Source organism: Mesorhizobium sp. LNHC232B00 (assembly GCF_000502435.1).
Lineage (GTDB): Bacteria > Pseudomonadota > Alphaproteobacteria > Rhizobiales > Rhizobiaceae > Mesorhizobium > Mesorhizobium opportunistum.
Genome location: NZ_AYWP01000014.1, coordinates 267496 through 281166, shown reverse-complemented (window position 1 = coordinate 281166; position 13671 = coordinate 267496). Strand labels below are relative to the sequence as shown.

Genomic DNA, 13671 nt, shown 5'->3' with positions numbered 1-13671 from the left:
GGCGCCGGCCCGGAAGGCGGCGTCGCCGTCGCTCGGCGCGCCGGCGCCTGTGACCGCCCAGGCCGGAACGGAGGGCGGCGCAGAACAGCTGGCGGTCGCGGGATCGAGGCGAATCATGGTTTTGGAGGGTAAAGCGGCCGTGCGCTTTGCGCCATGATTTTCGCCCCAAAACGCACAGCTTGTCGAACACACAAAACGAATGATAATGTTGCATTATCGTTCGTCCCAAAGAAATACTGAAGAGAATTCGTTTGTGCACTCGTACAACCGAATTCATCTTATTGGCTACGCGGCAAATTCCATGCGCCTGTCGCGTTGCACGGAAAGTCTTTTTGTATTAACCTGAGCAACCCTGCACCGTTACCAATAGTGGGTCGGAAGTGCTGGAATGCTGAATCGGGCGTTACGGGCCGACGTAGATACGCAAACGCCGTTTGGCTGAGGGATGGGGGCAACATGACGGACAGCTCGCAAACGCGGTTCGAACAAGGTTACCCTGCCATGCGAAGCAGGAATGGACTGCTCCTAGAAACACCAGCAGGAGGGTAGTCAGCCGCAAAGGCAGTCGTGACCCTCTGCCTTCGGAGTGCATCGGCCAGACTCTTCCTCAAAATGGAATTTCGACTATTTAAGCCGCGCTCCGTCGATAGCAAAAGAACGCCTCGTCGATAGTGGGCGTTGCGATGTAGCGGTCTCCCGCTCCCGACCCCCGATGGGCAGAGACCCTTTTCCCATTTGTACGCCGCAGCCGCCGACTAATGCCGAGCCGAAAGCAGGCCCTTCACTTCGCCAGGAAAGTTCGCCTACGCAAAGGCATGCTACATTCCTGGTCTTGCAGAAAGGCAAAGCCGTGAGGCGATATTCGCCCACGCTTCAGCCAATCACAGCGCAGCGGATTGAGCGAGCGCTCGATCGCGTCGCCGAGATCATCGTGGCGCGGGGCGACCATGCTGAGGCATGGCTGCCGCTATACGACCATTTGGAACGCGCCCTGTGAGATCATCAAGCCAAGGAGGACCGCCTCGCCAGGGTACGCCAGCGCGTCATACAATCGCAGGGTCGAACGGCAGCACGATCTTCATAAGTTCCTCTTGCCACATCTTCATGTCGCCACCCTCGCCATATTTCGGACGGTCGATCGTGTGGCCCATCAGCATGCGCCGAAGCTCCTCGTCCAACCTGCCGTTCTTCATGCGGTCTTCGAATGAGTGGCGCAGCGAATAGACGGTGTGATTGTCGGTCGGGAACAATTTGTGGTTCTTGAAATGCTTGTTGAGCAGGGCTGACAGTGACGCCTCCCGGTCCTTGTAGCGTGGGAAGCCCTTGGGATGCTTTTTGAACACCTCAAGCGCCACGCCGACTAGCGGCACCTTGCGGACCGACGAGGCGGTCTTGATCTCGCGAGGATCGTCAGGATCGTCGCGCGGTTCGACCGAAATATGCGGCACCTCATGATCAACATGGATGACACCCTCATGTAGGTTCGCAAGTTCGCTCGGTCGGGCCCCGGTCTCAGCGAAGGCAAGCACGATTCCTCTCGCCTCCTCATTGAGAGCTACAAGCGCTCCAGGCGCAAATATCTTGTCGCGAATCCAGTCGGTCGGGAACGGTGGCCGACTGCGCTTCGACCTGTCGGTGAATGACAGATCGGCAAACGGGTTTTTCTGTTCGGGGAAACCGAGATGGCGAAAATAGTCGGCGTATAGGGTTCGAAGGTTGCCCATGTTTCGGTTGCCTGTCGATGCCGAACGGTCCGCTCTGCCTTTTTCGGGTGCTACTCGGTCCAGCCAATATTTGTGCACCACTCGCGCGTCCTCGCGCGTGATCTCACTCATTGCCTTGTCGCCAACCAAGCCGATAAACACATCGACGCTCATTTCGCGCTTTGCCTTCCAGCGCTTCTTCTGGTCAGGGCTTTTGCCGCGGATTTCGGCGCGAGCAATCTCGTTGAAATGCAGATCCAGCGCTTCCGATATCTTGTCGTCAGGACGGTCGACCGCGCCGCCGACGGCGTCGATAGAAGGTGATTTGGCGGGCTCCCCGATTGTGCTCTCGACCCGCTGCAGAATCGTATCGAGCGGCTCGGCGACCAGGATCTCGGCGAGTGGTCGATAGACGAAACCCAACGACTCGGCACGCTTGACGGCCTGCCGGTGTCGGACGCGCGCCGCCTGTGGATTTTCACCCAACATCAGCGAAGCCCACAAAGCATTGTCAGCAGCCTCGTGGAGATCCCTGGCGGTACGCGCCTTCGTGCGATCAGTGGTGTCAAGGGCGCGGCGCACAAACAGCCCGCGCTCGTCGAGGTCCCTGACCTCTCTGGGCACCCGCCGGTAGTAGTGGAAATGATCGCCCCTCAATTGCAGGAAGCGGTCAGGATCATGTGCTTCGCGTCGTCTTCCCACGGCCTCTACAGACCCCATTTGTATCACAATAGGTAACACAATAGGTAACACAAAATCGACAATTGCCGCAATACCGATCATCAGAATCGGCAAATTGTATAGCAAATTCAAACGCTTAAAGGAGAAGCCGATGGTACCGTTGGCTGGGATCGAACCAGCGACCTCCGGATCCACAATCCGGCGCTCTAACCATCTGAGCTACAACGGCACGTTTGCCTGAACAGATCGAGGTGGGAAGTCCCGGCGATCTGCTCTGTCGTTCGGCGATGCGTCCTTACGGGCTTATGGATTCTAATTCAAGGCTTTTGGAAAGCAAAGGGCAGTTCCCCACATCTCGCCGCAACGACGCTGGTTTCGCCGGGCAAAGAAAAAGGCCGGCGGGAGGAGGTGCCGGCCTTTTCCTGTTACGAGCCAGCGGGAGGAGGTGCTGGCTGGTCACCCCGGGGAGCAGAGGGAGGAGGTTCCACTCGCCGGGTATTCGTTGATGGCTGTCATCATACGCTTTATTGGCTTGAAGAAAACGCGACCTTTTGTTGCATCTTCCAACCAAGCGCAAATATTAGGCAGCCTTAATGTCCTTCACGGCCTTCTCGAAGGCGGTCTTGATCGGCTTGGAGACGTCTTCGGCCGCCTTGGAGGCAACAGCCTGGAAGTCCTTGGCCTGCTCGACGGTCATCTCGACGCGCTTGCGCAGGAAAGCGGTCTGCAGCTCGACGACTTCCGACAGCGACTTGGCGCCGATCAGGGCTTCGAGATGCGAGAAGCCGGCTTCGGCATTGGCGCGCAGCGCCGCGATGGTCTTGAGCGACAGGTCGCCGGAAACAGTCTTGGCGGTTTCGTAGGTCGACTCCAGAGCCTTCTGGGTCTCCTCGGCGCCGGTCTTCAGCTTGGCATAGGCCTCTTTCGACTGCTCAACGCCCTTTTCGGCGAAAGCGCGGATCTGGTCGGTGGCCTTGGAAGCGTCGAAGCTCGGGAATTCAACGTTTTCGATCGTCTCGGCGGTCTTGGTCCTGGACATTTTCCATCCTTTTCAGCGGCAGCGGCTTTGACAGAAAGCCGTCTCGTTCATGTATGATGGCAATATAAAGGCAATTTTTGTGCATTGCAATATCTTTGTTGCAGTGCACAAAAAAATTGTTTTCCGCCGTTAACCAAAAGCCCAAATTCCAATTTTTGCACGTTCTGGCTTGTGGACCTTCGCGCCTGCGGCTTTTATTAACAAAGCGTTAACTGCAAATTTCGCCGCTCCGTGAGGGTTCTCCAAGCGCATGCCGTCCGAATACTCCTTCCTCGATGTCGCCGTGCTCGACGCGGTCCGCCAGCGCTTCGCCGCCGGCGACGCGATCGCGATCCTGTCGGTGGATCTGGAACAGGTGATCTGGGCCAATGGGCCGGGTGCCGCGGCGTTCGGCTATCCCGACATCGAAGCCATCATCGGTGCGTCGGCGCGGCTGCCGCTGATCGCCCGCCGCCAGATCATGGCGACCAGCGGCTTTCCCGAGATCGGCAGCGACCGTGCCATCACGGTCCGGCTGGCAACCGGAATGACCAGCCGCGCCGCCGGCTTCCTCGCCAGCGCCGTGACGCTGCCCGATGACGAGAAAGCGATCATGCTGGCGGTGCCGGCGGCCCAGACGGGTTCGCGCAGTGCCGCCGAAATCGCCAATCGGGCGATCAGTGGGTTTACCGAAGACGGTCATTTCATTGCCTTCATCGATGCCGAAGGCAAGGTCGAGGCAGCGTCCGAGGGCTTTGCGGCGCTCGGCATCCAGCCCGAGACGCTGGCGGCTCTGGTGGCCGACGTGGCCGCCGAGAGCGAGCGCATCGTCAAGCGCCTCGTTCCGGGCGGCAAGACATCCTACCCGGCCGGCCTCGCCCGGCTGACGCCGGAGCGTCATCTCCTGGTGGTGATCGACGAAGATCAAATGGAGGAGAGCGGGGCCATCGAAGGAACGTCGGCGGACGATCGCTCCGACGGGGTGGCCGCTGGCGCCGCCGTGCAATCCCAACCCGAACTCGACAACGAGCCGGCGGCAGAGCCACAGGCAGAGACGGTGGGCCAAGAACCCGTCCCTGCCGGAGCCGCCGCTGAAGACATAGCGGAACCGGCAGCGCGGGAGAGCGCGGAAACGGCCGCGCAGACACCGGTCGCGGCAAACAGCGACCAGCCGCCGACAGGCGGAACGCCGTCGCAGCACGACCACTGGTACTTCAATGCCGACGAGGACCATGGGCGGCCCGCGCCCGGGGCGCCCGACCCGGAAACCGTGCCTGGACAGACCGCCGCTGACGCTGCCGTCGAAAAAAGCGGAGCGGACGGCATCCAGTCAACCTTGCCAACTGTGCCGACCGCAACCCCGGCCGCCAGGACGATAGACCGCTCGGCGGCGCCGATGCGTTTCGTCTGGCGCACCGACGCCGAAGGCAAATTCAGCACGCTGTCGCCGGAATTCGCCGATATCGTCGGCCAGCCGGCCGCCGATGTGATCGGCCGGCGCTTCAGGGATGTCGCGGCGGCCTTCGGCCTCGATGCGTCCGGCGAGATCGCCGGCCTTCTGGAGCGGCGCGACACCTGGTCCGGCCGCACCGCGCTGTGGCCGGTCGTCGGCACCGATCTGAAGATCCCCGTCGACCTCGCGGCTTTGCCTGTCTATGGCCGCAGCCGCGCTTTCGAAGGCTTCCGCGGCTTCGGCGTTGCCCGCCCCAGTGACGCCGTCGTCGATCCCGAAGCGATCGGCATAGCGCTTGTGCCCAACGGCAAGGCTCCGGCGGCGCCAGAAGCCGTCGAACCTGCCGCTGAAGAGCCGACAGCCGGCGAACCGAAGGCGGATCCGTTCAAGGGCGAGGTACCGGCGCTGACCATCGTGCCGAAACCGGAGCGGCGCTTTGCCGACAAAGTGATCCGGCTGGCTGAACACCGCCAGCCGGTCAACGACAAGGGGCTATCGACCCTGGAACGCAGTGCGTTTCGCGAGATCGGCGAACGGCTGAAGAAGGACAGTTCGACGGCCGAGCCGCCGGAGGCTGAAAAGCCCGGCGTCGAAGCACCGGCGCCCACCGAACCCGTGGCGGAAGCACAGGCGCCGGCCGTGAAGACGAACGCTCCAGCCGATGCGACCGGCGGGGTTTCGGAGGCAGACACCGCAACGCCGTCCGAAGAGCCGAAGGATACCGGCGAACACCCGACGACAGAGTCCCAAGGCGACGCGGCCCTGACCGAGCTCTCCGAGACCGAGGTGGACGCCGAGGACGAAGCGGATCTCGCGCGGCTCGACGGCGTGGACCAAGCGGCTCGTGCGGAAGGCGACACCTCGCCCGGTGCAACCGGCTCGCTGCTCGACTATGCCGGCCGGAGCGACGAACCCGGCCCCGTCGCTGACAATGACGAGCCTGCCGCCTCCGAACCGGCAGCGTCGGAACCGGAGAGCGCCGAGCCCAAAGCGACAGAGACCGAATCGGTTGGCGCAGACACGACGCATGAGCCTGTCGACGACGACAGCATGACGTCAGCCGATTTTCGCGACGCCGAGGACAATGAGGATTGGGCCGGTAGCGAGGAAGGCGCCGCGCCGGACGAGCAGGCGGCCAGTGACGGGACAGAGGACCGCGCCGAGCGGCCGCGCTTGCAGGTGCCACCGCTCAAGACCGAAGGGGTCACGCCGTCCGCCTTTGCCGTAGGCGACGAGAGCAAGGCTCCGGACACCTTGCTGCTCGGCAAGCTGCCAGTGCCGCTGCTCATTCATTCGGGCGACCAATTGCACTATGCGAACGAGGAGTTCCTGAACCTGACCGGCTACGCCGCGCTCGACGATCTCGAGGATGCCGGCGGCCTGGGCGCGCTGTTTGCCGACCCCTACGCCGAGGACGGCGTCTCCGACGGCAGCGATCGGGCGCTGCGGCTGAGGACGCGCGATGGGCAGGAATTTCCGATCGACGCCATCCTGCGCTCCGTTCCCTGGCGCGACGGCAAGGCACTGATGCTGGTCGTGCGCCGTTCCGGCGAGGATGAGGCTCCTGGTGCCCTGCATGTGGTCGGTGATGAGCCTACACAGCCCGACATTTCCGAACTCAAGGCGCGCATCGCCGAAATGCGCACCATCATCGATACCGCCACCGACGGCGTCGTGCTGATCGGCACTGACGGCACCATCCGCTCGATCAGCCGCCCGGCCGAAGCGCTGTTCGGTTTCGACAGCGACGAGGTGACCGGCAAACCGTTCGCATCGCTGTTTGCCATCGAAAGCCAGCGGGCGGCGCGCGACTATCTCACCGGACTGTCCGAACCGGGCGTGGCGAGCGTCCTGAATGACGGCCGCGAGGTCATCGGGCGCGAGGCGCAGGGTCGCTTCATCCCGCTGTTCATGACCATCGGCCGACTGCCCAACGACAGCGGCTTCTGCGCCGTGGTGCGCGACATCACGCAGTGGAAGCGGGCGGAGGAAGATCTCACCCAGGCGCGTGCGGTGGCCGAACGCGCCTCCTCGCAGAAGACCGATTTCCTCGCCCGCATCAGCCACGAGATCCGCACGCCGCTCAACGCCATCATCGGGTTTTCCGAGTTGATGGTCGACGAGAAGTTCGGGCCTGTCGCCAATGATCGCTACCGCGACTATTTGCGCGACATCAACCGCTCGGGCAACCATGTGCTGGATCTGGTCAACGACCTGCTCGACATCTCCAAGATCGAGGCCGGCCAGCAGGAGATGGCCTATGAGGCGGTGTCGCTCAACGACACGCTGGCCGAGACGGTGGCGATGATGCAGCCGCAGGCCAACCGCGAGCGCGTCATCATCCGCTCCAGCTTCGCCTCGCGGCTGCCGGAAGTGGTGGCCGATTTGCGCAGCGTGCGCCAGATCGCGCTCAACATCCTGTCCAACGCTATCCGCTATACCCAGGCGGGCGGCCAGGTGATCGTCTCGACCGCCTATGAGACCTCGGGCGACGTCGTCATGCGGGTGCGCGACACGGGCATCGGCATGAGCCAGGCCGAGATCGAGCAGGCATTGAAGCCGTTCAAGCAGATCAACGCCCTGAAGCGCGGGCGTGGCGACGGCACCGGACTTGGCCTGCCGCTGACCAAGGCCATGGTGGAGGCAAACCGCGCCCGGTTCACCATCAATTCGACGCCGGGAGAAGGAACGCTTGTCGAGGTCGCTTTCCCCTCGACCAGGGTGCTCGCTGAATAACGGGTCGGGCAGCCAGCAGCCAATTCCGGCAAAAAGAAAAGGCGCCCAAAGGACGCCTTAGAGATGGAATTGCTGTCACAACGGGGCTTGAGCGAATTCAGATCCTCCGGGGGCTGAGGAACGGGATTTCTCCCTCAAGTTACATGCGACTATCGACGCCGGGCCTTAACAAGTCCTTACCGGCGCCGCGGAAAATTTACGAATGTGTACCACTCGTGAAATCTAGGTAAATTCGCACGACATATTTGGTTAACCATGCCGCTTGCGGTCACTCGGCCAGCTGCGGCAGGTCGCGGAACAGCTCCAGCGCCTCGGGGTTGGCGAGCGCTTCCTTGTTCTTGATGACGCGGCCATGGACCACGTCGCGTACCGCGAGCTCGGTGATCTTGCCAGATTTGGTGCGGGGAATGTCCGACACTGCGACGATCCTGGCCGGCACGTGGCGCGGGCTTGCGCCGCTGCGTATCTTGGCGCGGATGCGTTTTTCGAGTTCCTCGTCGAGCTGCACGCCAGCTGCCAGGCGCACGAACAGCACGACCCGCACGTCATTGTCGAAATCCTGGCCGATGCACAGTGCCTCCAGGATCTCCGGCATCTGCTCGACCTGGTTGTAGATCTCCGCCGTTCCGATCCGCACGCCGCCCGGGTTGAGCGTGGCGTCCGAGCGGCCATGGATGATCATGCCGCCATGGCCGGTCCATTCGGCGAAGTCGCCATGGCACCAGACATTGTCGAAACGCTCGAAATAGGCGGACCGGTATTTCTTGCCCTCGGGATCGTTCCAGAAGCCGATCGGCATCGCCGGAAAAGCCTTGGTACAGACCAGTTCGCCCTTCTCCTGGCGGATCGGCCTGCCGTCATCGTCCCAGACATCGACGGCCAGGCCAAGGCCAGGCCCCTGGATCTCGCCGCTCCAGACGGGTTCGATGGGCACGCCGAGCACGAAACAGGAGACGATGTCGGTACCGCCGGAAACCGAAGCCAGGTGCACGTCCTTCTTGATGCCGTCATAGACGAAGCGGAAATCCTCGGGCGACAGCGGCGAGCCGGTGGAGGAGATCGCCCGCACGGTCGACAGATCATGGCTGCGGATCGGCTTGAGACCGGCCTTGCGCACGGAATCGATGAACTTGGCCGAGGTGCCGAAGAAGGTCATCTTCTCGGCATCGGCGAAATCGAACAGCGCGTTGCCGTCGGGGTAGAAAGGCGAGCCGTCATAGAGCAGCAGCGTCGCGCCCGACGCGAGGCCGGACACCAGCCAGTTCCACATCATCCAGCCGCAGGTGGTGAAATAGAAGAAGCGATCGCCGTCGATAAGGCCGGCATGCAGCCGGTGTTCCTTGACATGCTGGATCAGCGTACCGCCGGCCGAATGGACGATGCATTTGGGAACGCCGGTGGTTCCGGACGAAAACAGGATGTAGAGCGGATGCGAAAACGGCAGCGGCTCGAAGGTGACGGGCTTGACGGCGAAGGGCGAGAGCGCCTCTTCCATCGCCACGGCCTCGTCGATGGTCGCGGCCACATCGGCAGAGGTGCCGAGGTAGTCGACGACCAGGACCTTGCGGACGGTGCCGAGCCTGGCCGCGACCGCCGCGATCTTGTCGGCGACCTCGATCGCCTTGCCATTGTACCAATAGCCGTCGGGCGCGATGAAGACGACAGGTTCGATCTGGCCGAAGCGGTCGAGCACGCCCTGCTCGCCGAAATCGGGGGAGCAGGAAGACCAGACGGCACCGATCGAGGCCGCGGCCAGCATGGCGGCAATGGTCTCCGGCATGTTGGGCATCATCGCGGCAATGCGGTCGCCCTTCTTCACCTTGAGCGACAGGAAAAGCTGCTGCAGGCGCGAGACCAGGCCATGTAGTTCGCTCCAGGACAGCCGCCGTTCGACCTTGTCCTCGCCGCGAAACACGATTGCTTCGCCAGCGCCGGTCTTCTTCAACAGGTTCTCGGCGAAGTTCAGCGTGGCATCGGGAAAGAACGATGCGCCGGGCATCTTGTCGCCGTCGACCAAGGTGCGCTCGCCCTTTTCGCCGACAATGCCGGAAAAATCCCACACCAGGCTCCAAAATGCCTCGCGGTCCTCGACCGACCAGCGGTGAAGCTCGGAATACGAAGAAAAAGCTGCGCCGGCTTTCGCCTCCGCGGCCTTCATGAAAGCGGTCAAGGGCGCGGCATCAATCTGGTCTTGCGTCGGGGTCCAGAGCGGTACTTCGGCGGCCATGATCGATCCTCCCAGGGTCGTCACCGCTTATGCATATCGCAGCGCAGCAGAGCAAGATTTTGTTCGGCCGATGCGGGCAAGTGTGCGCAAATGCCATCGCCGGGCCATAAAGACTTGAAATGCCTCGGCCCTAAGTCGTAGTGACGACTGGACGATTTTTGTCGGAACGGAAGCATACAGGGCAATATGCCGTCATCCTTCATCCGCCGCGGAGTATGGGCGATCGGCGCTGCCGTAATCGTCATCGCTCTCGTGGTCGCTGCCCTGCCGCTGATCGCCTCGACGCGCATCGTGCGCGACCGCATCGCTTGGGAAATGAGCGCATGGAGCGGCTTTCGCGTCGCCATCGATGGCTCGCCGCGCATCGAGGTCTGGCCGAATTTCCGTGCGATCCTGACCGATGTGACGCTGTCGAAGTGGACGGACACCGATGCGCCGCCGGTCGTCGAGGCCGAACGGGTCGAGGTCGACCTCTCGGCCATGGCGGCATTGCGCGGCGATGTGGAGTTTTCCACGGCACGGCTGGTGCGGCCGACGATCCGGGTGCAACGGTCGGCGGACGGCCTGTTCCTGCCCACGGCGCCGACCGGCGGCCGCATTGCACGCTCCATCGACGCGGCGCGCGGCGTGGTCAGTGCCGATCCCGCCAAGCCCGATCTCGACAAGCTGCCGACCGACACGTTCGGCACGGTGGAGTTCAGGGACGGCCGCATGGTGGCATCCGTCAACGGCAAGGACGTGGAGATCCTGAGCAGCCTCAGCGGCCAGGCGACCTGGGCGGCGATGAACAGCAATGCGACGCTGTCGGCAACCGGAATCTGGCGCGGCGAAAGCGTGACCGTCGACGCCGCCTCGGCGAAGCCGCTGGTGCTGTTTGCTGGCGGCATGGCGCCGCTTACCCTGTCATTGAAGGCCGCGCCCGCCACCTTCTCCTTCGACGGCACGGCCAGCATGTCCGAGAATGCCTATTTCGACGGCCAAGTGAAATTCGCGGCTCCCTCGCTGCGCCGCGTGCTGGAATGGACACAGGCTGGCATCGCGCCGAGCGCGGCGATCGGCTCGGTCAGCATTTCGAGCAAGGTCACCGCGTCGGCCGGGCGCATCAAGTTCGAGAACACCGCACTGGCGCTGGACAACAACCCCGGTATGGGCGCGCTTGACCTGTCGCTTGGCGACGCGCAGCCGGTGATTTCGGGCACGCTTGCCTTCGACACACTCGACCTCAGGTCATTCCTGTCCGCCTTCACGCCGCTGGGACCGGCGAGCGGAGCCGGACCGGGTGACGTCGAGACAAGTTTTGCCGATCGGATCAACCTCGATCTCAGGCTGTCTGCGGCGCATGCCACGGCGGGCGCCATCCAGCTTGCCGATGTCGCCGCCACTGCCCAGGTCAAGGATGGTCTTTCCGTCTTCGACATCTCCGACGCCTCGGCCTTTGGCGGCAACATTCAGACCAGCCTTCGTTTCGACCGCAAGCCCGAGGGCACCCAGGTTGAAATCCGGCTGCTCGCGTCCGATGTCGACGGCGGCGCGTTCGCTACGGCTGCCGGGATGACCCGGCTGGTGCCGGTCGGCACGGGTACGGTTTCGGTCATCCTGAAGGGACCGGGCAGGACCTGGGATTCGATCTTTGAAAACTCCGATGGCTCGGTCTCGGCGACCTTCGGCCCCGGCGCGCTCAGCAAGTTCAACCTGCCGGCCTTTCTCAAGCATACCGAACAAGGCGGCTTCTTCGCACTCGATGATGTTTCGGACGGGACCTTGCCGATCGACGGCGCCGAAGTGAAGGCAACCATTTCGAGAGGCGTGGCGAGGCTGGACAAGGCCGAGGCCAATTCGGCGAAATACAAGATCTGGCTTTCCGGAATAGCCTCCTATGCAGGGCGCGGGCTGGCACTCTCCGGCGGCGTCATCCAGCCGGACCAGGCCGCCACGCAGGCGAATGGCCAGCAAGGCCCTAACCAGTCGTCCTTCTTCGTCGGCGGGACATGGAGCACGCCGTTCATTTCGCCGATAAGCCGCGGCGTTTCGGGCGAGTAGCTTCGCCCGAAACATCCACCGCGCAGCTAACCGCGCTGGGCGGCCTGTTCATCCAGTTGGCGCTGCACCTCACGCCGCTTGTTGGCGATCGAGGCGATGATGACGCCGACCGCGACCACAGCGATCAGGACGGTGCAGGCGGCGTTGATTTCCGGCGTCACGCCGAGACGGACCTGGCTGTAGATCTTCATCGGCAGCGTGGTTGCGCCCGGCCCGGAGGTGAAGCTGGCGATGACCAGATCGTCAAGCGACAGCGTAAAAGCCAGCATCCAGCCGGACACGATCGCCGGCATGATGACCGGCAGCGTGATCTGGCAAAAGGTCTTCGTCGGCGTTGCGCCAAGATCCATCGCTGCTTCCTCCAGCGAACGGTCGAAGGAAACCAGGCGCGACTGAACGACGACCGCCACGAAGCACATGGTCAGCGTGATATGGGCGAGCGTCACGGTCAGGAAGCCGCGGTCGAGACCGACGGCGACGAAGAGCAGCAGCAGCGACAGGCCGGTGATGACTTCCGGCATGACGAGCGGCGCGAAGACCATGCCGGAAAACAGCACCCTGCCCCTGAACCGGGTGTAACGCGTCAGGGTGAGTGCCGCCAGCGTGCCGAGCACGGTCGCCACTGTGGCCGAAATGACGCCGACGCGCGCCGTGACCCAGGTGGCGTCCATCAGGCCCTGATTGTGGAACAGCGACACATACCATCTGGTCGAGAAGCCGCCCCAGACGGTGACGAGCTTGGACTCGTTGAAGGAGAAGACGATGAGCAGCACGATCGGCAGGTACAGGAAGGCAAAGCCCAGCACGATCGAGGTGACGTTGAAGCGGCTCCAGGTGGTGTTCATTTGTCCTGCTCCTGCGCCTTGGCCTGTGCCTGCTGGAAGAGCATGATCGGAACGGTCAGCAGAAGCAGGAGGATGACGGCAACGGCCGAAGAGACCGGCCAGTCGCGATTGGCGAAGAACTCGTTCCACAAGGTCTTGCCGATCATCAGCGTCTGCGAACCGCCGAGCAGGTCGGGGATGACGAACTCGCCGACGGCCGGGATGAACACCAGCAGGCAACCGGCGATGACGCCCGGCAGGGACAGCGGAAAGGTGATTTTCCAGAAAGCGGCGGTCGGCGGGCAGCCGAGATCCTTGGCCGCCTCGATCAGCGAATAATCCATCTTTTCCAAGGACGAATAGAGCGGCAGCACCATGAACGGCAGGTAGGAATAAACGATGCCGATGAAGATCGCCGTGTAGGTGTTGAGGATGACCAGCGGCTGATTGATGATGTGCAGCGACAAAAGCAGCTGGTTGAGCAGTCCCTCGGGCTTCAGGATGCCGATCCAGGCATAGACCCGGATCAGGAACGACGTCCAGAACGGCAGGATCACCAGCATCAGCAAGGTCGGGCGGATGGTGGCCGGCGCGCGCGCCATGCCGTAGGCGATAGGGTAGCCGACCAGCAGCGTCAGCACCGTCGAAATGGCGGCGATGATCAGGCTGGTGACGTAGGCTTTGAAATAGAGCGCATCCTGCGTCAGCCAGACATAGTTGTCGAAGTTGAGATCGCGAAACCCGGCGAAGAAGCCGGAGACGCCGTCCTTGAAACCGAGCACCGGCGTGTAGGGCGGCATGGCGATCGCCGTTTGCGACAGTGAAATCTTGAAGACGATGACGAAGGGAACGAGGAAGAAGAACAGCAGCCAGAGATAGGGGACGATGATGACGAGGCGGTTGACGAAGCCGGCGCCCAGCCGCGCCAGGAACGGCTTGTCGGCGGCCGACGGCACGGCGGCGTCGGTGACAGCGATGTTGGACATATC

Annotated in this window: 7 protein-coding genes and 1 tRNA gene; 2 read left to right on the top strand and 6 right to left on the bottom strand. The window is 62.8% G+C overall.

The window, feature by feature from the left end; genetic code table 11:
• Positions 1-1043 precede the first annotated feature (1043 nt).
• From X743_RS150200 to X743_RS150210, 3 genes are all read right to left on the bottom strand, one after another.
• Positions 1044-2486: an integrase gene (locus tag X743_RS150200; protein WP_348625902.1), complete on the bottom strand. Its 1443-nt coding sequence runs from the start codon at positions 2484-2486 to the stop codon at positions 1044-1046.
• Between the two features lie 50 nt (positions 2487-2536).
• A tRNA-His gene (locus X743_RS150205) sits at positions 2537-2613 on the bottom strand.
• A gap of 351 nt (positions 2614-2964) precedes the next feature.
• Positions 2965-3423 carry a phasin gene (locus X743_RS150210; RefSeq protein WP_013893743.1) on the bottom strand — a complete coding sequence of 153 codons (459 nt, stop codon included), beginning with the start codon at positions 3421-3423 and terminating at the stop codon, positions 2965-2967.
• A 250-nt stretch (positions 3424-3673) separates the two neighbouring features.
• Between X743_RS150210 and X743_RS150215 the strand changes: the two genes are divergently transcribed.
• Positions 3674-7591, top strand: coding sequence for a PAS domain S-box protein (locus tag X743_RS150215; protein WP_023766769.1), 3918 nt, complete (start codon positions 3674-3676; stop codon positions 7589-7591).
• 268 nt (positions 7592-7859) lie between these two features.
• On the opposite strand, the gene X743_RS150220 is transcribed toward X743_RS150215, so the two are convergent.
• Positions 7860-9818, bottom strand: a complete 1959-nt coding sequence (locus tag X743_RS150220) for an acetoacetate--CoA ligase (protein ID WP_023766768.1) — start codon at positions 9816-9818, stop codon at positions 7860-7862.
• Positions 9819-10004: 186 nt separating this feature from the next.
• On the opposite strand from X743_RS150220, the gene X743_RS150225 reads away from it, so the two are divergent.
• On the top strand, positions 10005-11858 hold the full coding sequence (locus X743_RS150225) for an AsmA family protein (protein ID WP_023766767.1): 1854 nt from the start codon (positions 10005-10007) through the stop codon (positions 11856-11858).
• A gap of 26 nt (positions 11859-11884) precedes the next feature.
• Here X743_RS150225 and X743_RS150230 read toward each other — a convergent pair whose 3' ends face one another.
• Together X743_RS150230 and X743_RS150235 are read right to left on the bottom strand one after the other, a co-directional pair.
• On the bottom strand, positions 11885-12703 hold the full coding sequence (locus X743_RS150230) for an ABC transporter permease subunit (RefSeq protein WP_023766766.1): 819 nt from the start codon (positions 12701-12703) through the stop codon (positions 11885-11887).
• Positions 12700-13668: an ABC transporter permease subunit gene (locus X743_RS150235; protein WP_031257883.1), complete on the bottom strand. Its 969-nt coding sequence runs from the start codon at positions 13666-13668 to the stop codon at positions 12700-12702. The genes X743_RS150230 and X743_RS150235 overlap by 4 nt, the downstream gene beginning before the upstream one ends.
• Between the last annotated feature and the right edge of the window lie 3 nt (positions 13669-13671).

Bases quoted from the DNA above. Each gene is read 5' to 3' on its own strand.
- X743_RS150200 (WP_348625902.1), bottom strand. From the start codon at position 2,486: ATGATCGGTATTGCGGCAATTGTCGATTTTGTGTTACCTATTGTGTTA.
- X743_RS150210 (WP_013893743.1), bottom strand. From the start codon at position 3,423: ATGTCCAGGACCAAGACCGCCGAGACGATCGAAAACGTTGAATTCCCG.
- X743_RS150215 (WP_023766769.1), top strand. From the start codon at position 3,674: ATGCCGTCCGAATACTCCTTCCTCGATGTCGCCGTGCTCGACGCGGTC.
- X743_RS150220 (WP_023766768.1), bottom strand. From the start codon at position 9,818: ATGGCCGCCGAAGTACCGCTCTGGACCCCGACGCAAGACCAGATTGAT.
- X743_RS150225 (WP_023766767.1), top strand. From the start codon at position 10,005: ATGCCGTCATCCTTCATCCGCCGCGGAGTATGGGCGATCGGCGCTGCC.
- X743_RS150230 (WP_023766766.1), bottom strand. From the start codon at position 12,703: ATGAACACCACCTGGAGCCGCTTCAACGTCACCTCGATCGTGCTGGGC.
- X743_RS150235 (WP_031257883.1), bottom strand. From the start codon at position 13,668: ATGTCCAACATCGCTGTCACCGACGCCGCCGTGCCGTCGGCCGCCGAC.